General features: G+C 69.8%; 21 protein-coding genes and 1 pseudogene. 6 read left to right on the forward strand and 16 right to left on the reverse strand.

Annotated elements, in window-relative coordinates; translation table 11 throughout:
- Window positions 1–61: 61 nt before the first annotated feature.
- Window positions 62–559 carry a peroxynitrite isomerase gene (locus AB0L91_RS02690; protein WP_355280572.1) on the forward strand — a complete coding sequence of 166 codons (498 nt, stop codon included), beginning with the start codon at window positions 62–64 and terminating at the stop codon, window positions 557–559.
- Window positions 560–825: 266 nt separating this feature from the next.
- Window positions 826–1,065, forward strand: a complete 240-nt coding sequence (locus tag AB0L91_RS02695) for a hypothetical protein (protein WP_365007004.1) — start codon at window positions 826–828, stop codon at window positions 1,063–1,065.
- On the opposite strand, the gene AB0L91_RS02700 is transcribed toward AB0L91_RS02695, so the two are convergent.
- From AB0L91_RS02700 to dxr, 5 genes are all read right to left on the reverse strand, one after another.
- A complete protein-coding gene (locus AB0L91_RS02700) occupies window positions 1,059–2,837 on the reverse strand; it encodes a penicillin-binding transpeptidase domain-containing protein (RefSeq protein WP_365007005.1) in 1,779 nt (592 codons plus the stop codon). The genes AB0L91_RS02695 and AB0L91_RS02700 overlap by 7 nt on opposite strands.
- A 77-nt stretch (window positions 2,838–2,914) precedes the next feature.
- The gene (locus AB0L91_RS02705) at window positions 2,915–3,778 is read right to left on the reverse strand and encodes a GNAT family N-acetyltransferase (protein WP_357344431.1); all 864 of its coding nucleotides are present in this window, start codon (window positions 3,776–3,778) and stop codon (window positions 2,915–2,917) included.
- 76 nt (window positions 3,779–3,854) lie between these two features.
- Window positions 3,855–5,009, reverse strand: a complete 1,155-nt coding sequence (gene ispG, locus AB0L91_RS02710) for a flavodoxin-dependent (E)-4-hydroxy-3-methylbut-2-enyl-diphosphate synthase (RefSeq protein ID WP_355280564.1) — start codon at window positions 5,007–5,009, stop codon at window positions 3,855–3,857.
- Window positions 5,010–5,124: 115 nt separating this feature from the next.
- Window positions 5,125–6,321 carry a M50 family metallopeptidase gene (locus tag AB0L91_RS02715; RefSeq protein ID WP_355280563.1) on the reverse strand — a complete coding sequence of 399 codons (1,197 nt, stop codon included), beginning with the start codon at window positions 6,319–6,321 and terminating at the stop codon, window positions 5,125–5,127.
- Between the two features lie 27 nt (window positions 6,322–6,348).
- Window positions 6,349–7,530 carry a 1-deoxy-D-xylulose-5-phosphate reductoisomerase gene (gene dxr, locus AB0L91_RS02720; RefSeq protein WP_365007006.1) on the reverse strand — a complete coding sequence of 394 codons (1,182 nt, stop codon included), beginning with the start codon at window positions 7,528–7,530 and terminating at the stop codon, window positions 6,349–6,351.
- 95 nt (window positions 7,531–7,625) lie between these two features.
- Here dxr and AB0L91_RS02725 point away from each other — a divergent pair, with 95 nt between their 5' ends.
- Window positions 7,626–7,895 carry a DUF2631 domain-containing protein gene (locus AB0L91_RS02725; RefSeq protein ID WP_365007007.1) on the forward strand — a complete coding sequence of 90 codons (270 nt, stop codon included), beginning with the start codon at window positions 7,626–7,628 and terminating at the stop codon, window positions 7,893–7,895.
- 69 nt (window positions 7,896–7,964) lie between these two features.
- Here AB0L91_RS02725 and AB0L91_RS02730 read toward each other — a convergent pair whose 3' ends face one another.
- The 5 genes and pseudogenes from AB0L91_RS02730 to AB0L91_RS02750 all read right to left on the reverse strand — a co-directional run bounded on the left by AB0L91_RS02730 (window position 7,965) and on the right by AB0L91_RS02750 (window position 14,041).
- Window positions 7,965–8,927, reverse strand: a complete 963-nt coding sequence (locus tag AB0L91_RS02730) for a LysR substrate-binding domain-containing protein (RefSeq protein ID WP_365007008.1) — start codon at window positions 8,925–8,927, stop codon at window positions 7,965–7,967.
- A gap of 361 nt (window positions 8,928–9,288) precedes the next feature.
- Window positions 9,289–10,107 (reverse strand): annotated as a pseudogene (locus AB0L91_RS02735) (serine/threonine-protein kinase); the annotation flags it as partial.
- An 89-nt stretch (window positions 10,108–10,196) separates the two neighbouring features.
- On the reverse strand, window positions 10,197–11,786 hold the full coding sequence (locus tag AB0L91_RS02740) for a serine/threonine-protein kinase (protein WP_365007009.1): 1,590 nt from the start codon (window positions 11,784–11,786) through the stop codon (window positions 10,197–10,199).
- Window positions 11,787–11,882: 96 nt separating this feature from the next.
- The gene (locus AB0L91_RS02745) at window positions 11,883–13,478 is read right to left on the reverse strand and encodes a serine/threonine-protein kinase (protein WP_365007010.1); all 1,596 of its coding nucleotides are present in this window, start codon (window positions 13,476–13,478) and stop codon (window positions 11,883–11,885) included.
- A 140-nt stretch (window positions 13,479–13,618) separates the two neighbouring features.
- On the reverse strand, window positions 13,619–14,041 hold the full coding sequence (locus tag AB0L91_RS02750) for an uL11 family ribosomal protein (protein WP_355280554.1): 423 nt from the start codon (window positions 14,039–14,041) through the stop codon (window positions 13,619–13,621).
- 196 nt (window positions 14,042–14,237) lie between these two features.
- On the opposite strand from AB0L91_RS02750, the gene AB0L91_RS02755 reads away from it, so the two are divergent.
- On the forward strand, window positions 14,238–15,041 hold the full coding sequence (locus AB0L91_RS02755) for a transglutaminase family protein (RefSeq protein ID WP_357344421.1): 804 nt from the start codon (window positions 14,238–14,240) through the stop codon (window positions 15,039–15,041).
- A 1-nt stretch (window position 15,042) separates the two neighbouring features.
- Here the strand turns inward: AB0L91_RS02755 and rlmN are convergent, their stop codons facing one another.
- A complete protein-coding gene (gene rlmN / locus AB0L91_RS02760) occupies window positions 15,043–16,152 on the reverse strand; it encodes a 23S rRNA (adenine(2503)-C(2))-methyltransferase RlmN (RefSeq protein ID WP_355280551.1) in 1,110 nt (369 codons plus the stop codon).
- 113 nt (window positions 16,153–16,265) lie between these two features.
- On the opposite strand from rlmN, the gene AB0L91_RS02765 reads away from it, so the two are divergent.
- Window positions 16,266–16,637 carry a lipopolysaccharide assembly protein LapA domain-containing protein gene (locus AB0L91_RS02765; RefSeq protein ID WP_365007011.1) on the forward strand — a complete coding sequence of 124 codons (372 nt, stop codon included), beginning with the start codon at window positions 16,266–16,268 and terminating at the stop codon, window positions 16,635–16,637.
- Between the two features lie 3 nt (window positions 16,638–16,640).
- Here AB0L91_RS02765 and AB0L91_RS02770 read toward each other — a convergent pair whose 3' ends face one another.
- From AB0L91_RS02770 to rpsB, 5 genes are all read right to left on the reverse strand, one after another.
- Window positions 16,641–17,597 carry a phosphatidate cytidylyltransferase gene (locus AB0L91_RS02770; RefSeq protein ID WP_357344417.1) on the reverse strand — a complete coding sequence of 319 codons (957 nt, stop codon included), beginning with the start codon at window positions 17,595–17,597 and terminating at the stop codon, window positions 16,641–16,643.
- A 50-nt stretch (window positions 17,598–17,647) separates the two neighbouring features.
- Window positions 17,648–18,205, reverse strand: a complete 558-nt coding sequence (gene frr, locus AB0L91_RS02775; RefSeq protein ID WP_030202900.1) for a ribosome recycling factor — start codon at window positions 18,203–18,205, stop codon at window positions 17,648–17,650.
- A gap of 49 nt (window positions 18,206–18,254) precedes the next feature.
- A complete protein-coding gene (pyrH, locus tag AB0L91_RS02780; RefSeq protein ID WP_365007012.1) occupies window positions 18,255–18,983 on the reverse strand; it encodes a UMP kinase in 729 nt (242 codons plus the stop codon).
- A gap of 232 nt (window positions 18,984–19,215) precedes the next feature.
- Window positions 19,216–20,040: a translation elongation factor Ts gene (gene tsf, locus AB0L91_RS02785; protein WP_355280545.1), complete on the reverse strand. Its 825-nt coding sequence runs from the start codon at window positions 20,038–20,040 to the stop codon at window positions 19,216–19,218.
- Window positions 20,041–20,148: 108 nt separating this feature from the next.
- Window positions 20,149–21,012: a 30S ribosomal protein S2 gene (gene rpsB, locus AB0L91_RS02790; RefSeq protein ID WP_355280543.1), complete on the reverse strand. Its 864-nt coding sequence runs from the start codon at window positions 21,010–21,012 to the stop codon at window positions 20,149–20,151.
- 402 nt (window positions 21,013–21,414) lie between these two features.
- Here rpsB and AB0L91_RS02795 point away from each other — a divergent pair, with 402 nt between their 5' ends.
- Window positions 21,415–21,816 (forward strand): hypothetical protein, encoded by a 402-nt coding sequence (locus AB0L91_RS02795; protein ID WP_365007013.1) that lies wholly within the window; start codon window positions 21,415–21,417, stop codon window positions 21,814–21,816.
- The last annotated feature ends 104 nt before the right edge of the window (window positions 21,817–21,920 follow it).

Consider the following 21,920-nt stretch of genomic DNA (forward strand, 5'->3'; position numbering starts at 1 on the left):
CCTGACCGGAGCCCCGGCGTGCCGTGACCGTCGACAGCAAGGCAGGTCTAGGCTGTCGCCCGTGGTCGAACCCTCCGCCCCCGTAGCCCCCCATCCCGACATCGCCGCCCTGGCACCGCTGCTCGGCAGCTGGCGCGGCCGCGGCCACGGCGAGTACCCGACCATCGAATCGTTCGACTACGTCGAGGAGATCACCTTCGGGCACCTCGGCAGGCCGTTCCTCACCTACCGGCAGCGGACCAAGGCCGCCTCCGACGGCAGGCCGCTGCACGCCGAGACCGGCTACCTGCGCTGCCCAGCGCCCGGCCGGGTCGAGCTGATCCTCGCCCACCCCACCGGCATCACCGAGATCTGCGAGGGCACGATCACCGAAACCGTCGACGGAATCCGCCTGGAATTGAACTCGACGAATATCGGCCTGAGCGGTTCGGCGAAACCGGTTACCGCGCTCGGCCGCTCTTTCCACGTGACCGGAGACACGATCGACTACACGTTGCGAATGGCCGCCGTCGGCGAATCCCTGCAGCACCATCTGGCCGCGACTCTGCAACGCACGTAACGTTCTCCGAATTCGGTAATTTACCGTACCGAGGCCGCTGAACTGCGGATTTCGTTGCCCGACACCACACATTCACCTTTTCATCACGGTCGCGTACCGGTTGTGTTCGAACACGCCCGCACATAACGCAACAATTGTGTGTCGCTTACCGCCGTCTGTTGTTGCCCCGCGGCGGCCGTTCTACGGTTCAAGCAACAGCTAACCACCAGACAATCGAAAGGCTGCCCGGGAAAGCACGTCGAAACCCTGAACGAGGGAGACGAACCATGAGGCGTTCCACCCTGATCTTGACCACTGCCGGGATGATCCTGGGCGGCGCTGCCGCCATCGACCTCCTCGACGGCGCAGGCACGAATGCCGCGCCCGAGCCCGTTGCCGGGTACAACGTCGTGCACAACACGGCGACAGGCCATTCCGAGAGCAGTTCACTCGCGGTGGTGCGGGGCCTGCTGGCGACCGAGTACGCCGACGGACCCGGCCACACCGCCTCGGCGCCCGTTCAGTAGCCCGGCGGCAGCGCGGCGAACATATCCCGGGTGACGGCGACCGCGTTGTCGGAGCTGCCGCCCTTGACCAGCAATGTCGCGAACGCCATGTCCCCCCGGTAGCCGACGAACCACGAGTGCGACCCGCCGTCGACCTCGGCTTCGCCGGTCTTGCCGTACACCTCGCCCTGGTCCCTGATCCGTTCGGCGGTGCCGCCCGTGACGACCATGCGCATCATCGTGCGCAGGCCGTCGACCACGTTCGCCTCGATCGCGGGCCGGTCACCGTCGACCCGGGTCGGCCTGCCCGCGATCAGGTACGGCACCGGCGCCGCACCCTGGGCGACCGTCGCTGCCATCACGGCCATGCCGAACGGGCTCACCACGACCCGGCCCTGCCCGATGCCGTCCTCGGCGCGCTGGACGAGTTCCTCGGCGGGCGGCACCGACCCCGACATCGTCGGCAGGCCCTCCACCACGTATTCCTGGCCGATGCCGAGCCGGGCGGCGGCGTCGGTGAGGGCGGTGCCGTCCAGCCTGCTGGCCAGCCGGGCGAAGGTGGTGTTGCACGAGCGCTCGTAGGCGGTGGCCATCGGCACGTCGCCGACGGAGAACAGGTTGTAGTTGGGGATGGTGCGCTCGCCGATGGTGGTGCGGCTCGGACACGGCAGCACCGTCTCGGGGGTGGCGATGCCCGCCGCCATCGCGGCCGAGGCGGTCACCGTCTTGAAGATCGAGCCCGGCGGATACTGGCCGCTGGTGGCGACCGGACCGTCGCGATCGGCGGCCTTGTTCTGGGCGACCGCGAGAATCGCCCCGGTCGACGGGCGCAGCACCACCATCATCGTCTGTTCGGTGCGCAGGTCCACGGCGTGCTGCGCGGAGTTCTGCACGAACCGGTCGATGCTGAGCGCGAACGAGGGCGCGGGCTGGGCCGCGACCTCGTGCAGCACGTCGAGATCGGCGCCGTTGGCATTGCGGGTGACCACGCTCCAGCCGGCCTTGCCGTCGACCTCAGCGATCACCGTCTTGCGCACCTGGGTGAGCAGATCGGGCGCGAACTTGCGATCGGTGGGCACCATGTCCCACTCCTGGGTCAGCGTGACACCGGGCAGGCCGATCAGTTCGCCGCCGATGGTGTCGGCCTCGTATTCGGTCAGCAGGATCACCGTGGCGGGCCCGCCGGACCTGCGGGCCGCGTCCAGGATCGTCTGCGGGGTGTAGGCCACCGGGTCGATCCGGCTCAGCGCCGCGGCCAGGGCGCCGGCGACCCGGTCCGGCTCGGTGGCCGCGGCGACGTCGAAACGCACCCGCGACACCTTGCCCGGCACCAGCACATCGCTGCCCGCCGACTCGTTGACCCGCGCGCGCGGCGCCTGCGCGGTGCGCAGTTCCAGCGTCTGGGTGTCACCCAGCTTGGGATGGATGTCGGCGGAGGTCCAGCGCACCAGCCAGCGGCCTCCGGTGCGGCCCATCTGCAACTCGCCGGTGTAGGTCCACTGGCGGCCCTTGGGCAGGGTCCACGCGTAGGTGTAGTCGACGGTGGCCGTGTCGCCGCTGACGCGCGCGTCGCCGGTGCGGATCTCCAGCTTCTCGGCTTGTAGCGCCTGCCACGCCGAAGTCAGTGCGGCCGTGGCCTTCTCGGGGGCGGTGGTCAGCTCGGCGGCCGCGGCGAGATCGTGGTCGGCGAACGCCTCGGCGAAGGCGTCGGCGGCGGGTACCGGTCCCTGCGGGCCCGCGGAGCAGGCGGTCGCCGCCACCGCGAGGGCGGCCACCGCGAACGTGGTTACCATCCGTGTCCTCATCGGCACCGATGGTAGCGGCGACCGGGCAGCAAACCCCGCAGGACGGCGCCGTACACGCCCGGAAATCAGTCGACGAGCACCGTGGCGAAGGTCGCGATCTGGCGGAAACCCACACGGCTGTAAGCACGTCGGGCGATCCGGTTGTAGTCGTTGACGTACAGGCTCGCCGTACGTCCCGTCGCGACAACGGCATTGGCGACCGTCGCGGTGCCCGCGGTGCCGACACCGGCGCCACGGAATTCCGGGTGCACCCACACGCCCTGGATCTGCCCGGTGCGCCGCGACAGCGCGCCGATCTCGGCCTTGTAGACGACCTCGCCGTCCTCGAAACGTGCCCAGGCCCTGCCGGATTCGATCAGGCTCTGGATCCGCCTGCGATAGCCCCGGCCACCGTCGCCCGCGCGCGGGTCGACGCCGACCTCCTCGATGAACATGGCGATCGCCGCGGTGAGGTAGCGGTCGATCTCGTCGGGGCGCACCCGGCGCACGCCGGCGTCCGGGCGGGCCAGCGCGGGCGCGGCGAGCGCGAGCAACGGCTGATCGGCGCGCAGTTCCCTGGCCGGGCCCCACTTGGGCAGCAGCAGCTCCCACAGCGGCAGCGCCAGCTCCTGCCTGCCGACGACCGAGGAACACACCCGCGGCCAGCGCGCCGCCCGATCCGCGAACGCGCGCAGGGCCTGCTGGTCACCGCGCAGCGGCACGAGGTTCGCGCCCGAGAAGCACAGGGAGTCCGCGGGCCCGCCCCGGCTCCACAGCTCACCGAGCCCGGAGCGCGTGTCCAGCCCGAACTCCTGCACCCTGGCCGCGATCATGCACGAGGCCACCGGGTCGGAGTCGAGCACACGCAGCACCTCGCCCAGATCTCGCACGGACACCGGGCGCGCGGGAGGGGTTTTGGACCGTCGCGTCGGCTCCAGCAGACTCCGCACGGCACCAGCCTGCCACGAAAGCACGCGCCGTGGTACAGGTCCGCCGAATCCGACGTCCGACCGTGAGCGGCGGAGGTCAGCCGACGGTGACGACCGGCTCGGCGCCCGGCTGCTCGCCCATCTCCTCGGCAATGCGCATCGCCTCTTCGATCAGGGTTTCCACGATCTGCGCCTCCGGCACGGTCTTGATGACCTCACCCTTGACGAAGATCTGGCCCTTGCCGTTGCCCGAGGCGACACCGAGGTCGGCCTCGCGGGCCTCACCCGGACCGTTCACCACGCAGCCCATCACGGCGACGCGCAGCGGCACCTCGAGGCCGTCGAGACCGGCCGCGACCGCGTCGGCCAGGGTGTAGACGTCGACCTGGGCGCGACCGCACGACGGGCAGGACACGATCTCGAGCTTGCGCGGGCGCAGGTTCAGCGACTGCAGGATCTGGCCGCCGACCTTCACCTCCTCGGCGGGCGGGGCCGACAGCGAGACCCGGATCGTGTCACCGATGCCCTCGCTGAGCAGCGCGCCGAACGCCACCGCGGACTTGATCGTGCCCTGGAAGGCCGGACCCGCCTCGGTGACGCCGAGGTGCAGCGGATAGTCGCTCTGCGCGGCCAGCTGCCGGTAGGCCTCCACCATGATCACCGGGTCGTTGTGCTTGACCGAGATCTTGATGTCGCCGAAGCCGTGGTCCTCGAACAGGCTCGCCTCCCACAGCGCCGACTCGACCAGCGCCTCGGGGGTGGCCTTGCCGTACTTCTCCAGCATCCGCTTGTCCAGCGAACCGGCGTTGACGCCGATGCGGATCGGGATGCCCGCCGCGCCCGCGGCCTTGGCGACCTCGCCGACGCGGCCGTCGAACTCCTTGATGTTGCCCGGGTTCACCCGGACCGCGGCGCAGCCGGCGTCGATCGCGGCGAAGATGTAGCGCGGCTGGAAGTGGATGTCGGCGATCACCGGGATCTGCGACTTCTTCGCGATCGTGGCGAGCGCGTCGGCGTCTTCCTGGCGCGGACACGCCACCCGGACGATGTCGCAGCCCGACGCGGTCAGCTCGGCGATCTGCTGCAGCGTGGCGTTGATGTCGTGGGTCTTGGTAGTGGTCATCGACTGCACCGAGATCGGCGAGTCACTTCCCACGCCCACGGTGCCCACCTTCAGCTGGCGGGTCTTGCGCCGGGGTGCGAGAACAGCAGCGGGAGCGGCGGGCATCCCCAATCCGATTGTGCTGGTCACGTTCGGCTGCCTTCTTTCGTACGTTTCGTGGATTCGACCTGGGGTGGTGCTGCCGAGCTTAGTCGCGCGGAGTGGGCGCACGCCCTGTGAGGGGCACGACAGCGGTTCGTAGCGATCAGGGCAGCCGGATCGGATTGACGATGTCGGCGGCCAATGTCAACAGCATGAACGCACCACCGATAACAACCGCCACATACGTCACAGGGAGCAGCTTCAGGTAGTCCACCGGGCCGGCCGGGGCCTTGCCACGCCAGGACCGGATGGTGTCCCTGATCTTCTCGTAGAGCACCACCGCGATGTGCCCGCCGTCCAGGGGCAGCAGCGGCAGCAGGTTGAACGCGCCGAGGAAGAAGTTCAGGCTGGCCAGCACCATGATGAACATGCCCCACAGGCCGCGCTCGGCGGTCTCGCCGCCGATCCGGCTGGCGCCGTAGACGCTGACCGGGGTCTCCGGGTCGCGCTCGCCGCCGGTGACCGCCTCCCACAGCGCGGTCACCTTCTGCGGCATCTTCGCCAGCGACTTCACCGTCTCGATGAAGAAGTCACCGGTGAACGAGATGGTCGCCGGGATCGCCGCGATCGGGCCGTACTGCTGGGGCTCGGCGAAGTCGGGGCCGACGCCGACCGCGCTCACCTCCCGGCTCGGGCCCTCCTTCGGGTAGCGCACGGTGCGCTCCGGCGTCACCGGCACGGTCAGCGTCGTGCCGTCGCGCTCGATCGTGTAGGTGAACGGGCCGGTCTGCTTCTGCGTCTCGGCCTGGAACTGTGCCCAGGTGGTCACCGGCACGCCGTTGACCGCGGTCACCACGTCGCCGCGCCGCAGCCCGGCGCGCTGCGCGGGACCGTCGCCTGCGCACTGCTGCATCGTCTGGTCGGGATTCTGCTGGGCGACACAGCTCATCGAGCCCAGCGCGGTGGCCGGGGGCTGTTCGAGCTGGGGCAGGCCCCAGCCGACGGCCAGGATCACCAGCAGGACGAAGCCGAGCAGGAAGTTCATCGCGATGCCGCCGAACATCACGACCAGGCGCTTCCAGGTCGACTGGCGGTACATCGCCCGCTCGACGTCCTCGGGTTCCAGTTCGTCGAGCGCCGTCATGCCCGCGATATCGCAGAAGCCGCCCAGCGGCAGCGCCTTGAGGCCGTATTCGGTCTCACCGCGCCGGAAGGAGAAGACCTTGGGCCCGAAGCCGATGAAGTACCGGCGCACCTTCATGCCGGTGGCCTGCGCCGCCCACATGTGCCCGCATTCGTGCAGCGCGATCGAGATCGTGATACCGAGGGCGAACAGTGCGAACCCCAGCGCGAATACCATCTGGCTCCTGAGTCGTTTCGCGTCGTGTCAGGACGCGATGATTTCCGCGGCGTACTGCCGTGCCCAGCGGTCGGCTCCGAGGACGTCGTCCAGGGTATCGGGTTCCGCCTGCCAGCGATCGGCGGCCTCTACCGCCTGTGTGACGGTGCGCACGATCGCCGGGAAGGTGATCTTGCCGTCGAGGAAGGCCTGCACGGCGACCTCGTTGGCGGCGTTGTAGACGGCGGTGACACTGCCACCCGCCTCACCTGCCTGCCTGGCCAGGCGCACGGCCGGGAAGACCGCGTCGTCGACCGGTTCGAAGGTCCACGTCGACGCGGTACCGAAGTCACACGCGGCGGCCGCGCCGGGGACCCGGTCGGGCCAGCCCAGGGCCAGCGCGATGGGCAGCTTCATGTCCGGCGGGCTGGCCTGGGCGAGGGTGGAGCCGTCGGTGAAGGTGACCATCGAGTGCACGATCGACTGCGGGTGCACGGTGACATCGATGCGGTCGTACGGGACCCCGAACAGCAGGTGGGTCTCGATCAGTTCCAAGCCCTTGTTCACCAGCGACGCCGAGTTCAGGGTGTTCATCGGCCCCATCGACCAGGTCGGATGGGTCTTCGCCTCGCTGGGGTTGACCGATTCGAGCATCTCCGCGGTCCAGCCGCGGAACGGCCCGCCGGAGGCGGTGAGCACCAGCCGCGCGACCTCGTCGGCGCGGCCGCCGCGCAGGCACTGCGCGAGGGCGGAGTGTTCGGAGTCGACCGGCACGATCTGACCGGGCGCGGCCGCGCGGGTCACCAGGGACCCGCCGGCGACCAGGGATTCCTTGTTGGCCAGGGCGAGCCGGGTGCCCGCTTCCAGGGTGGCCAGGGTCGGGCCGAGGCCCAGCGAACCCACCAGCGCGTTGAGCACGACGTCGGCCTCGGTGCGGCGCACCAGTTCGGTCGCCGCGTCGGGGCCGCCGAGCTCGAGGTCGAGCGCCGCGGCGGCGGCCGGGTCGGCGACGGCGACATTGCGGGTGCCGACGGCGGCCATCTGCTCGGCGAGCAGCGCCTGATTGCCGCCGCGCGCGGCGAGACCGACCACCTCGAACCGGTCGGGGTTGGCGGCGATCACCTCGAGCGCCTGGGTACCGATCGATCCGGTACTGCCCAGGAGCAGGACCTTCACCCGATCGGTGGACGTGGACTGGCCGTGTGCGGCACGCGTTGCTGGGTGGGACACGGCCCCATTGTGGCAGGGCTGCTGGCTACGACGGACGGTCGTATGCCACGATATGCTCACTCGCCCAACCAGAACTCGAGCCCTAAGGAGCGATCGTGGCCGCCACGGACCTCGAATCAGTCAGCACCGAGCGCGCCGTCGCCACCAGCGTCGATCCCGCCGAAGTGCCCTCGGCCGCGTGGGGCTGGAGCGGTGAGTCGCGCAAGACCTTCCGCATCGCGGCCTGGGTCGTCGTGGTGATCCTGCTCGGCATGACCTTCGGCAACCACCAGGGCCACGTCGAGGACATCTTCCTCATCGGCCTGGCCGGCCTGATCGCGGTGATCCTGGTCGTCGACTCGCTCACCCAGCGCATCCCTCGGTAATCCCGGCTTCTTCGACAACGCCTGCGGCAGCGATCTTCTCGCGCCGCAGGCGTTGTCGTGTGTGCGGCGTCAGCGGCCGCGGCGCGCGCCGGTCTTGCGGCCCTTGCCCTGACGAGTCGGCTGCTGCTTGGCCGCCTGCTTCTTCGCGGTGCTCTTGCGGGCGGGTTCGGCCGCCCGCCGCTGCGGCTCCGCCGCGACCGCGCCGCGCGAGCTGTTCGCTGATCGGCCGCGCACGATCCCGACGAACTCCTCGAGCAGTTCGCTGTCGGTGCCAGCGGGCCAGGCCAGCGCGATCTCGGTGAACTCGGTCTCGCTGATCGGCCGGTAGACCAGGTCGCGCCGGTGATGCAGCCGGGCGATCGACTGTGGCACGATCGTCGCGCCGCCGACCGCGGCGACCAGTGCCAGGGTGTCGGCGGCCTGATCGAGATCGGCGCCGTCCTGGAGCCGCTCCTCGGCCAGGTCGGCGGGGGTGATCGTGTCCAGCAGCGAGAGCGCGTCGTCCTTCTGCACGACCGCGACCGGCGTCTCCCGCCACAGCGGAATGGCGTTCATCGCGGTGCGGTCGATCGGCAGCCGGACGAAGCACAGGTCGATCCGGCCCTCGCGCAGCGCGCTCTCCTGCTCGCCCTGCGCGACCCCGACGACCTCGAGCGGATGGTCCGGCAGCCGGTCACTCCAGATCCGCGCCCACTTCGACACGGTCACACCCGGCACGAACCCGACCCGCAGGCTCGCGGGCGCGTCCGGCTTCTGCTCCCGCTCGGCCTGCTCCCGCGCGCTGATCAGCGCCCTGGCGTGGTGCAGCAACGCGGCGCCGTCCTCGGTCAGCTGGGTGGGCGACGCGCCGGGGACGAACACCCTGGTGCCGAGCTCGCCCTCCAGCTCGATGACGGTCGCGCTGAGGCTCTGCCGGGAGATCCGCAGACCCTTCGCGGCCCTGGCGAAGTGCAGTTCCTCGGCGACCGCGACGAAGCGACGCAGCCGGGCGAGGTCGATGGAGTCGGCGGCGGTGACGTCGAAGTCGCTCATTCTGACCAGAATATGGCACCCGCCGGGCAGCCCCGACCACCGATCACAGGTTCGACAGCACCCACAGCACGGCGATGATCGAGCCGATGACGGCGATCAGGATCAGGAACGTGGTCAGCACCGAGCCCCACCCGCTGCGCGACGGCGCGGGATACGGCGTCGGCGGTGGCACCGGCCGCTGCCACGCCTGCGGCGCGACCGGGCGCGGCGCGACCGGCTGATACGGGGGCACCGGCGGGCGGTTCACCGGGTACGGCGCACCCGGCCCTGGCACCGGTGTCATCGGCGCCATCCCGACGAACGGCTGCGGATGCGCCCCCGAGGTGGGCCGTGCCGTCGGTGCGGCGCCGGTCCCGGAGCGCAGCGCCCGCTGCACGGCGTCGACGAATTCCTCGCAGGAGGAGAACCGGTCGGCGGGCCGCTTGGCGAGCGCGCGGGCCATCACGGCGTCGAGCACCGGCGGCAGCCCGGCGCGGCGCGGGCTGACCGGTGGCGGCGGTGCCTGCAGATGCCCGGTGATGACGGCGGCTGGGCTCGGCGCCTCGTACGGCGCGGTGCCGGTCAGCAACGAGTACAGGGTGCAGGCCAGCGAGTACTGGTCGGCGCGGTGATCGAGCGGGACGCCGGTGAGCTGCTCGGGCGCGGCGTAGGCGAGCGTCGCGGTGAACGATCCCGTCTCGGTGAGGTGGCCGGAATCGTCACGCAGCCGGGCGATCCCGAAATCGGTGAGGTACACCCGCTCCTGGCTGTTGGATCGGGCGAGCAGGATATTGGCGGGCTTCACATCCCGGTGCAGGACGCCGGCGCGATGCGCGTAGTCGAGTGCCGCGGCGGTCTCGCCGATGATCTGCACCGCCCGGTCCGGCGGCAGCGACCGCGGATCCAGCGTGGACGCGTCGACCCCGTCGATGTACTGCATGCTGATCCACAGCTGATCGCCCTCGACACCCCGGTCGAAGACGGTCACGATGTTGGGGTGGTCGAGCTGGGCCACCAGATCGGCTTCCCGCTCGAACCTGGCCCTGATCTCCTTGTCGGAGTACAGCTCCTGATTCAGCAGCTTGAGCGCGGTCCAGCGCGGCAGCCGGGGATGCCTGGCCAGATACACCGACCCCATCCCGCCGCGGCCCAGCTGCCGGTCGATCGTGTATCCGGCGAATACCGTCCCGTCAGAAACCACTCTGACCCCCGAATCTCGCTCGTCGTCCGACGGGAGTGGACCCTACCAAACACCGTTCGCCCCGGTGCGGGGGTCGCGCGGGGCCGGACTCAGCCCAGCGGGAAGCCCGCGACGTCGGAGATCAGGACCGGCATGTTCTGCTCCACCGTGTTGCCCGCGAAGGGTGTGTCGTCGGAGCCGCGATAGAACAGCAGCACCCAGCGCGCCCGCGCGGGGTCGGAGAACGTCGAGACCACGGCGGAACCGACGTACTGACCTCCGCTGGTCCGCTCCCGCCGGTCGTCGGTGCGGGTGCCGCTCGTCGCCTGACCGTGGTCCTTCGTCTGCTGCCGGAACCGAGCGACGACATCGGCGGCGGCCGCGGCGGTGGGATAGGTGAAGAAGGCGTAGTGCGTGTCACCGACGAAGTTGTCGGCGCAGTTCCATTTCGCCTGGTAGCCGTTGAAGGTCTGCATCCACTCCTCGCCGTACTTCGACGGCTCCAACCGGCCCGAGCACAGCCGGTCCCCGAGCACCCGCCCGCTGTCGTAGCCGTCGGGCAGCATCTGCGGGAAGGCGGCGTGGAGCGCGTCCATGTCCTTGTGACCGGCGGAGCGGTGCATGGCGTCGGCCAGCGGGGAACTGTCGTCCTGCCACACCCAGTACGTCACGCCGAGGATCAGCGCCAGCACCGCGAGCAGGGCCACCGGCGTCCAGTTGCGGCGCGGCGGCGGGACCGGACGACCGGGATAGGGCCGTGCGGGTGGCTGCCCGTACCCCGGATAAGGCTGCGGCACAACAGGATGCGGCAGCAGTGGACGCGCCTGCGGATGCTGCGGCATCGACTGACCCGCGAACACGGTCGGCTGCGCACCGGTGCCGCTCAGCGCGCGACGCGCGGCCGCGGCGAATTCCGCGCAGGAGTCGAAGCGATCGGCAGGCCGCTTGGCCAGCGCGCGAGCCAGCACAGCGTCCAGCGCGGCAGGTAGGTCGGGCCGGTGCGCGCGCAGCGACGGCGGCGGCGATTGCAGATGACCCTGGATGACCAGTACCGGATTGGTCGCCTCGAACGGCGCCACCCCGGTGAGCAGCGAGTACAGCGTGCAGGCCAGCGAGTACTGGTCGGAGCGGTGATCCAGGTGAGCGCCGGTCAGCTGCTCGGGCGAGGCGTACGCGAGGGTGGCGGTGAAGGTGCCGGTCTGCGTCAGGTGGTGCACGTCGTCGCGCGGACGGGCGATGCCGAAGTCGGTGAGCAGCACCCGCTCCCGGCCGTCGGAGTCGGCCAGCAGGATATTGGCGGGCTTCACGTCGCGATGGAGCACCCCGTTGCGGTGCGCGTGATCGAGCGCCGCCGCCGTGCCCTCGACGATGCGCAGCGCCCGCTCGATAGGAACCGGATGCGCGATAGTCGCCGCGTCGACCCCGTCGACGAACTGCATGCTGATCCACAGCCGCCCGTCGTCGACACCCCGGTCGTAGACCGTGACGATGTTCGGATGCTCCAGCTGCGCGGCCAGATCCGCTTCTCGTTCGAATCGGGCACGGATCTCGGTGTCGGCGAACAACTCCGGGTTCAGCAGCTTGAGCGCGGTCTGCCGGGGCAGACGCGGGTGTCTGGCCAGATACACCGATCCCATTCCGCCACGGCCGAGTTGACGTTCGATGGTGTATCCGGCGAAAACCGTCCCGTCGGAAATCACTGACTGCCCCCGCATCTCCCGCGTCGTCCGACGCGTGAGGACCCTACCAAAACCCGGATTCAGCGCGGCGGGCCAGCGCGGCGCCCGGCGACCCGGTCAGAGCGGTGCCTTGGCCAACCGCGCCTCCAGATCGTCGAGCCATCGCTGGTTGTCGCCCTTGGCGCCGCGCATGTGCGGCATGGCGAACAGCACGAACCTGGCGCGATCCGGATCGGTGAAACTCGTGAGAATCGTGGCCCGTTCGCCGTTGTATTCGTCGGTGGAGAAGAGCCGGTGGTTCTGCCGGGTGCCGATGGTGACGGTTCCGCGGTCGGTCGATTCCGCGACGAAGCCGCTCACCGCCGACCGGGCGGCCTCGACGGTGGCGAAACTGTAGAAGCGGTAGGCGAGGGCGTCGTCGTCTGGGTCCAGGCATTCCCACCGGGCCTGCCAGTCGTTGAAGTTCCGCAGCCCGCCTTTGTCGATCGTGTAGAACGACTTCCACACCGGCGCGCCCTTGCAGTAGGTGCCGCCGTATCCGTCGTTCTTGTCCGAGGACGGCGGCAGCATGCCGGGAAACGCGGCCGACATCGCCCGCAGATCGTGGTGCCCAACCGACCGTTCGAGCTGCTGCGCGATGATCCCGGTGTCGTCCTGCCAGGCCCAGATCCCCCCGCCGAGGACGAGCGCACCGACGATCACGGCCGCGACCAGCCTGCCCGTACGGCGGCGCGGCGGCGGGACAGGAGCCCGACCCTGCGGGCGCGGACCACCGGGCGGGCGCCGGGGGTAACCCGGAGCCGGACGCGGCGGCGTGACGTGCCCGATCGGATTCCCCTGGATCCCGACCGGCATGGGCCGCCCGGCGAACACGGTCGGCTGCGCACCGGTCCCCTGCACCGCACGACGCGCGGCGGCCGCGAACTCCGCACACGAGTCGAAGCGATCGGCGGGCCGCTTGGCCAGCGCGCGAGCCAGCACACCGTCCAGCGTGACGGGCAGATCGGGCCGGTACGCCCGCAACGACGGCGGCGGCGACTGGAGGTGGCCCTGGATGACCTGGACCGGATTGGTCGCCTCGAACGGCGCCACCCCGGTGAGCAGCGAGTACAGCGTGCAGGCCAGCGAGTACTGGTCGGAGCGGTGATCCAGATGGGCGCCGGTCAGCTGCTCGGGCGAGGCATAGGCCAGCGTCGCGGTGAAGGTACCGGTCCTGGTGAGGTGGTGCGCGTCGTCCCGGGGGCGGGCGATGCCGAAGTCGGTGAGCAGCACCCGCTCCCGGCCCTCCCCCGCGGCCAGCAGGATATTGGCCGGTTTCACGTCGCGGTGCAGGACACCGTTGCGGTGCGCGTGGTCCAGTGCGGCCGCGGTGCCCTCGACGATGTGCAGGGCCCGGTCGACGGGCACGGGGTGGTCGATGGTCGCGGCGTCGACCCCGTCGACGAACTGCATGCTGATCCACAGCCGCCCGTCGTCGACACCGCGGTCGTACACCGTGACGATCTGCGGGTGCTCCAGCTGTGCCGCCAGGTCGGCTTCCCGTTCGAAGCGCGCACGGATCTCGGTGTCGGCGAACAACTCCGGATTCAGCACCTTGAGCGCGATCTGCCGGGGCAGGCGCGGATGCCGGGCCAGATACACCGACCCCATCCCGCCGCGCCCGAGTCGACGTTCGATCGCGTAGCCGGCGAAGACGTCGCCCGTCGCAAGCATGGTTCCCCCTGGTCCGGTCCCGGCCGCCGCTGCGCATCCCACCGGTCGGCCACCACCAACCTAACGCCTGACCGCGCGGCAGCGGACATCGTGCCACGGCGGCCGACGATCGCCGGGCGGGACCGAGCTCGCCGCCCGGCTCACTCCTCGATCCGCACGCCCATCGACCGGGCGGTGCCCGCCACGATCCGCATCGCGGCCTCCACGTCGGTCGTGTTCAGATCAGGCAGCTTGCGGATGGCGATGCGCCGCAACTGTTCCCGCGACAGCGCGCCCACCGGCTTGTGGCCGGGGCGGGGCGAGCCCGGCTTACCGAGGGCCTTGCGGATGAGCGAGGCGGTCGGCGGCGTCTTGAGCCGCATGGTCCAGCGTTTTCGGGCATCGATCGTGATGACGGCGGGGATGATCTCCCCGCGCTGATCGGCCGTCGCCGCGTCGTAACGGCGTTTGACTTCGAACGGCGGGATACCGGTGGGACCGAGCATCTTGCCGAGAACCATGAGCGAGGCATTGCCCGCCTCGAGTTCGAGAGTGACTGTGACAGAGGCTGTTCCGCGCGCCATAGTCAACGATCTCGGACGCGGGCCTCGATCCGGTCCCGCGCCGGTAACGCCTGGGCCGCAACGTGATCGGGCAAACGGCAGATGCCCGGGGCGACAGGCATCGATCTCGGCCCGGCACCCATCCGTTGTGACTTCGCGACCGGCGGGCGCCCGTGTTCGAGTCGCCCCGCGCGCCCCGGCCTGTCAGGCTGGAGCCGTGAAGCGTGATGTGTCCGCGAGCATGGAGATCACGGTCCACGCCGACGCGGTGCTGCAGTGGCAGATCGCCGTGGCCCGCCAGCCGGGCCTCGACCTGATCGAGTCGATGACCTGCGTACTCGACGGCGAGTACGTCACCCCGCGCGAGGTCATCGGCCCGCACCATTCCCGGCTGCACGTGCTCGACGCCAAGGCGGGCACGCTCCGGCTGGACTACCAGGCGACGGTGTTCGGCACCGCGACCCCCGCACCGGCCACCGACTACGAGATCGCGCTGTACCGGCGGCCGAGCCGCTACGCCGAGTCGGACAAGCTACTCGGTTACGCCGCCGCCGAATTCGGTTACGGCATCGTCGATCCGGAGATGCCCGCGCGGGTGGCGGCGTGGGTGGGCAGGCGGATCTCCTACGTCTCCGGCAGCAGCGCCCCGATCGACGGCGCCGTCGAGACCCTGCTGTCGGGCACCGGCGTCTGCCGCGACTTCTCCCACCTGGTCGTCGCGCTCCTGCGCGCGGTCGGCATCCCGGCGCGGGTGGCCGCCGTCTACGCCCCCGGGTGCGTGCCGATGGACTTCCACGCCGTCGCCGAGGCCTACGTCGACGGCAGATGGCACACGCTCGATCCCACCTGCCTGGCCCCGCGCCCCAGCCTGGTCCGCATCGCCACCGGCCGCGACGCCTCCGACATCGCCTTCCTGGACAACCACGGCGGCGACATCACCCTCAACACACTGACGGTGAACGCCTTCGTCGACGGGCCGCTCCCCTACGACGACTTCACGCAGCCGTACGTCATCGAGTAGATCAGCCTTCGGCGGCGAGCTGACCGCAGGCCGCGGCGATCTCCTGACCGCGGGTGTCGCGCACTGTGCAGGAGACGCCCTGGGCGATCACCCGGCGCACGAACTCCTTCTCGACCGGCTTCGGGCTGGCGTCCCACTCACTGCCCGGCGTCGGGTTGAGCGGGATAAGGTTCACGTGCACCAGCGGGCCCAGCGCCTTGTGCAGCTTCTTGCCGAGCAGATCCGCCCGCCACGGCTGATCGTTGACGTCGCGGATCAACGCGTACTCGATCGACACCCGGCGACCGGACTTGTCGGCGTAGTAGCGCGCCGCGTCGAGCACCTCGGCGATCGACCAGCGGTTGTTCACCGGCACCAGGGTGTCGCGCAGTTCGTCGTCGGGGGTGTGCAGCGACACCGCGAGCCGCACCGACATGTCCTCGTCGGCCAGCTTGCGGATCGCGGGCGCCAGGCCGACGGTCGACACCGTCACCGAGCGCTGCGAGATACCGAGACCGTCGGGCGCGGGCGAGGTGATCCGGCGGACCGCGTTCACCACCCGCTTGTAGTTGGCCAGCGGCTCGCCCATCCCCATGAACACGATGTTGGACAGCCGGCCGGGGCCGCCGTGCACCTCACCGTCGCGCAGCGCGGCGGCCGCGGCCCGCACCTGGTCGACGATCTCCGCGGTCGAGAGGTTGCGGTTGAGCCCGGCCTGGCCGGTCGCGCAGAACGGGCACGCCATGCCGCAGCCCGCCTGGCTGGAGATGCACAGCGTGTTGCGGTCGGGGTAGCGCATGAGCACGCTCTCCAGCAGGGTGCCGTCGTGGGCGCGCCAGAGCGTCTTGCGGGTGTCGCCCTCGTCGCAGGCGAGGTGGCGGACCACCGACAGCAGCGGCGGGAACAGCGTCTCGCCGACCTTCTCGCGCACGTCGGCGGGCAGATCGGTCATCAGCGCCGGGTCGGCCTGCAGCCTGCCGTAGTACTGGCGGGCCAGCTGGTCGGCGCGGAACTTCGGCAGTCCCAGCTCCTGCACCGCGACCTTGCGCTCGTCCGCGTCGAGGTCGGCGAGGTGGCGCGGCGGCAGACCGCGACGCGGGGCATCGAACACGAGGGGCAGGGAGGTGGCCATAATTCCACCATTGTCCCAAACGAGGTGGCGGGCCCGGTCGCCGGGCCGCCACGCCGAACGCCGTTATCGAGAAGATGCGTGCACCGGTGATAGCTGTCGGCCATGATCGAACCATGTCCACCAACGCCGAATCCGGTGCGTCACCGGCCGAACACGAGCCCGCCGCGCCGACCAGCGAGCCGACCGGGACCCAGCACCGCAAGGACAAGCAGGCCCCGGCCAAGCGCGCCACCCCGCCCGGGGTGCACGGTTCGCGCACCGGCTACGCCTGGATCGGCCTGCTCGCGGCCGCGATCATCGGCATCGTGCTGCTGATCTTCATCATCCAGAACCTCGACCAGGCCCAGGTGAATCTGCTGTTCTGGGACTTCTCGCTGCCGCTTGGCATCACCGTGCTGCTGTCGGTGATCGCGGGCGCGCTGGTGATGGGACTGGTCGGTGGGGTGCGGATCCTGCAGCTCCGGCACGCCGCCAAGAAGCCCTGAGGCTCAGAGCAGCGCGCTGAGCACCAGCCAGGACACGAACGCCGAGGGCAGCATCGAGTCGAGGCGGTCCATGATGCCGCCGTGGCCGGGCAGCATCGTGCCCATGTCCTTGATGCCGAGTTCGCGCTTGATCTGCGACTCGATCAGGTCGCCGCAGGTGGCCACCACCACCAGGCCGATGCCGAGGACGACACCGATCATCGAGTTCGCCTCGAGCAGCAGCGTGACGGTCAGCAGACCACCGATCACGCTGAACACCAGCGACCCGCAGAACCCTTCCCACGACTTCTTCGGGCTGATCGCGGGCACCATCGGATGCCTGCCGAACAGCACGCCGGCGACGTAACCGCCGACATCGGAGCAGACGACCAGGATCATGAACGTCAGCACCCGCAGGTTGCCGTCGGGTTCGAGCAGCAGCAACGTCGAGAACGCGGCCAGCAGCGGGATCCAGGTGAGCGTGAACAGCGTGATCGCGGTGTCGCGCAGGAAGTTCTTGGGCGCGGTGCTCAACCCGTGGTCGAACAGCCGCCACACCATGCAGACCAGCGCCGTCGCGGCGAACGCGCCGACCACGCCCTGCGCACCCCACGGCCAGCCCAGCCAGAACACCGCCTGGCCGCCGACCAGCAGCGGGATCCGCGGGACCAGGACGTCGGCCTCCCGCAGCCGCTTGGCGACCTCCCAGGTCGCGACGGCGACCGCCGCGCCCACCACCCCGATGAACACCTTGGGGACGAACAGCAGGATCGCGATGAGCGACAGACCGAGCCCGAACCCGACCGCGAGCGCCGCGGGCAGATTGCGTCCCGCGCGCGACGCGGGCGCCTGCGGCTCGGCAGGCGCCTGGTCGTCCGGTGTCTGCGGCGCCGCGCCGGTCTCCTCGACCTGGTCCGGCGTCGGCTCCGGTGCCGCTCCGGTGGCGGCGGCGTCTTCGGCCACGATTGTCCCGTCGCTCAACTCGTCGTTCCGTTCATCCCCCGCACGAGCGGGACTGGCGAGATCTGCGCTCAGACCTCGAGCAGTTCGGCTTCCTTGTGCTTGACCAGCTCATCGATCTGGCCCACGTACTTGGCGGTGGTCTTGTCGAGCTCCTTCTCGGCGCGCCCGACCTCGTCCTCACCCGCCTCGCCATCCTTCTGGATCCGGCCCAGTTCGTCCATCGCCTTGCGACGGACGTTGCGAATCGAGACCTTGGCGTCCTCGCCCTTGCCCTTGGCCATCTTGACCATCTCGCGGCGCCGCTCCTCGGTGAGCTGCGGGACCGTGATGCGCAGGATGTCACCGTTGTTGGTCGGGTTCACGCCCAGGTCGGAATTGCGGATCGCGTTCTCGATCGGGCCGAGCTGGCTCTGCTCGTAGGGCTTGATCACCACCATGCGCGGCTCCGGCACGGTGATGCTCGACATCTGGGTGATCGGCGTCAGCGAACCGTAGTAGTCGACCACGACGCGGGCGAACATGCCCGGGTTGGCGCGGCCGGTGCGGATGGTTCCGAGGTCGTCCTTCGCCACCGAGACGGCCTTCTCCATCTTCTCCTCGGCATCGAAGAGCGCTTCATCAATCACGACCGGTTCCTCCACAGCGTCGTCATCGTCATCTTCCGCGGTTGCGGGATCAGGACCGAACCAAGGTGCCGATGTGCTCACCGGCGACTGCGCGGGCAATGTTGCCCTTGGTCAACAGATTGAACACCAGAATCGGCATCTGGTTGTCCATGCACAAGCTGAAGGCGGTCGCATCGGCCACCTTCAACCCCTTCTCGATCACTTCCTTGTGCGTGATCTCGGTGAACATGCTCGCGTTCTCGTTCACGCGCGGGTCGGCGTCGAACACGCCGTCGACCGCCTTCGCCATCAGCACGACCTCGGCGCCGATCTCGAGCGCGCGCTGGGCGGCGGTGGTGTCGGTGGAGAAGTAAGGCATGCCCATGCCCGCGCCGAAGATCACGACGCGGCCCTTCTCCAGGTGCCGCTTGGCCCGCAGCGGGAGGTACGGCTCGGCGACCTGGCCCATCGTGATGGCGGTCTGCACGCGCGTGTCCACCCCCTGCTGCTGGAGGAAGTCCTGCAGCGCAAGGCTGTTCATCACGGTGCCGAGCATGCCCATGTAGTCCGAGCGGGCACGTTCCATGCCGCGCTCCTCCAGCTCGGCGCCGCGGAAGAAGTTGCCGCCTCCGATCACCACGGCCACCTGGACGCCGGTCTCGACGATCTCGGCGATCTGCTCGGCCACCGTCTGCACGACATCCGGGTCGAGACCGACCCCGCCGCCACCGAACATCTCCCCACCCAGCTTCAGCAGCACCCGGCGGTATCCAGGGCGGTCGGTACCCGGGTCGGTCATGGGTGTTCGTCTCCTTCGGCAAGGTCGATATGGGTCGAACTGCGGGCACGCGAATCGGCCGCACAGCAAGGCGAAGCGGCATCCATCCTGCCTTATCCGGTTCCCGTCACCGCACAAGACCCCCTTGCGCAACGCGGAGACCCCGGAACCGGGGGCAGATGCCGTCAGGAATCGGCAAGAGCCCCTCGGGGGCAGACGGACGCTGCTCCCGAGGGGCTCTCGTTCAGGCGGATCAGGCCTGGCCGACCTCGAAGCGGGCGAAGCGGGTCAGGGTGACACCGGCCTCGTCCAGGAGGGCCTTGACGGTCTTCTTCGAGTCGGTGACCGACGCCTGCTCGAGCAGGACGACGTCCTTGAAGAAGCCGTTGACGCGGCCCTCGGTGATCTTCGGCAGCGCGGCCTCGGGCTTGCCCTCTTCGCGGGCGGTGGCCTCGGCGACGCGACGCTCGTTCTCGACCAGGTCGGCCGGGACCTCGTCACGGGTGACGTAACGGGCCTTGAGCGCGGCGACCTGCATGGCGGCGGCGCGGGCGGCCTCAGCGGCGGCATCGCCTTCACCGGTGTACTCGACGAGCACGCCGACGGCCGGCGGCAGGTCCGACGCACGCTTGTGCAGGTAGGTGGCGACCGGGCCGTCGAAGGCCACGACGCGACGCAGTTCCAGCTTCTCGCCGATCTTGGCCGACAGCGCCTGCACGGCGTCGTCGACGGTGCCGTTGTCCAGCTTCAGCGCCTTCAGTGCGTCGAGGTCGGCAGGCTTGCCGGCCGCGGCGGCGGTGACGACCGCGTCGGCCAGCTCCTGGAACTCGGCGTTCTTGGCGACGAAGTCGGTCTCGGAGTTGATCTCGACCATGACGCCGTCCTTGGCGATGACCAGACCCTCGGCGGTCGCGCGCTCGGCGCGCTTGCCGACATCCTTGGCGCCCTTGATGCGCAGCACCTCGACGGCCTTGTCGAAATCGCCGTCGGACTCGGCCAGCGCGTTCTTGCAGTCCATCATGCCGGAGCCGGTGAGCTCGCGGAGCCGCTTCACGTCAGCAGCGGTGTAGTTCGCCATCGGGGGCGAGCCTCCTCGTGTGTGGGGTGCTTGGGTGTTTACACCACCTTGCCGACCGCTTCTGAATTCAGAAGGGCCGGCAAGGTGAACGTAGAGCTACCGATCAGCTCAGAAGTCGGCCGGGGTGTGCTGCGCCGGGTCGGCCTTGACCTCGGCCTCGGCCTCGGCGGGCGTCTCGGCGGCAACCTCGGCGGCCGGGGTCGCCTGAGCCAGCAGCTCCTGCTCCCACTCGGCGAGCGGCTCACCGGCGCCGGCCTCGGGCTTCGCGTCGCCGGAAGCCTGGCCCGCGCGGGCCTGCACGCCCTCGGCCACCGCGGAGGCGACGACCTTGGTGAGCAGAGCGGCGGAACGGATCGCGTCGTCGTTACCCGGGATCGGGTAGTCGACCAGGTCGGGATCGCAGTTGGTGTCCAGGATCGCGATGACCGGGATGTTCAGCTTGCGCGCCTCGCCGACGGCGATGTGCTCCTTGTTGGTGTCGACGACCCAGATGGCCGAGGGCACCTTGGCCATGTCGCGGATACCACCGAGGGTGCGGTCCAGCTTGGTCATCTCACGCGTCAGCATGAGGATTTCCTTCTTGGTGCGACCCTCGAAGCCACCGGTCTGCTCCATGGCCTCGAGCTCCTTCAGGCGCTGCAGGCGCTTGTGGACGGTCGAGAAGTTGGTGAGCATGCCACCCAGCCAGCGCTGGTTGACGTAGGGCATCCCGACGCGAGTCGCCTCGGCCGCGATCGACTCCTGGGCCTGCTTCTTGGTGCCGACGAAGAGAACGGTGCCACCGTGGGCGACGGTCTCCTTGACGAACTCGTAGGCCTTGTCGATGTAGGTCAGCGTCTGCTGCAGGTCGATGATGTAGATGCCGTTGCGGTCGGTGAAGATGAACCGCTTCATCTTCGGGTTCCACCGACGAGTCTGGTGCCCGAAGTGCGCGCCGCTGTCGAGCAGCTGCTTCATGGTTACGACAGCCATAGCTCCCGTATCTCTCTTTCGTTGCCGGTTGACGCAGCCGATCGGCGATCGACTGCCCTGGCGCCACCGAAACCGCCGGACCCAGGTCTGCGAGACCGGGACCAGCCGACGATTCCACTGTCCATCCATCGGAGAACTCGCACGGACATGCCCTCACGGACTGCCTGCGTTGCGAGCGGCGACCGGATGGACGAGCACGGGTGGCGCGCGAAGTCGGTTCCTGCTGTGCACAGCACAAACCGCGTTGATCAGTCTACGCGGAGGGCGGCCAGGCCCGAAATCGCCCCCTGGCCACGACCACCGAAACAGGTGGTGAAGTGCGCGGTATCCACATCGGGCGAGGTTGTCCCCAGTTGCCGATCCGTCGGCCCGGCCGGGGTGTTCGCCGCCGAAAGTGAAGGCATGAACATCTTCACACGAACTCTGATCTCGACGTTTCCGCTGCTGTGCGCGGTGGGTGCGCTGGCGGCGCCCGTTGCGGCGAATCCCGGCGCGGGGACGCCCGCCGCCCCGGTGTGTTCCGGTGGCGGTGCCGCGACTGCGCCCGAGCGGCACGGGGCCGCGGCGCCGACCCCTCCCCCGCGCTCCGACGCGACGCCGGTTCCGGTCCGGGTGACCGTGCGCGATCTGACCACGGCGCCGAACGCCGGCGAGCGGGGCCGGGTGGGAGCTCCGGTCGAAGTGGAGATCGTCGTCCGGGGCGGCGGCGGTGGGTCGGCGGCCGGGTTGCCTGCCGCGCTGCGCGATCTGGTGCAGACCTTGATCACGCCGCAGCGGGTTCCCGCGCCGCGACCGCATCGCTGAGCCGGTGTGGGCACCGTGCGTGGCGTCGTCTGCGATCGAGTCAAACGGCAAGTACCGCGTCGGTCCACCACGCGACGAGCGGAAACCGCCGATCGCGCGCACCA

It is taken from the genome of Nocardia sp. NPDC051833 (genome assembly GCF_040681225.1).
In the GTDB taxonomy this organism is placed as follows: domain Bacteria; phylum Actinomycetota; class Actinomycetes; order Mycobacteriales; family Mycobacteriaceae; genus Nocardia.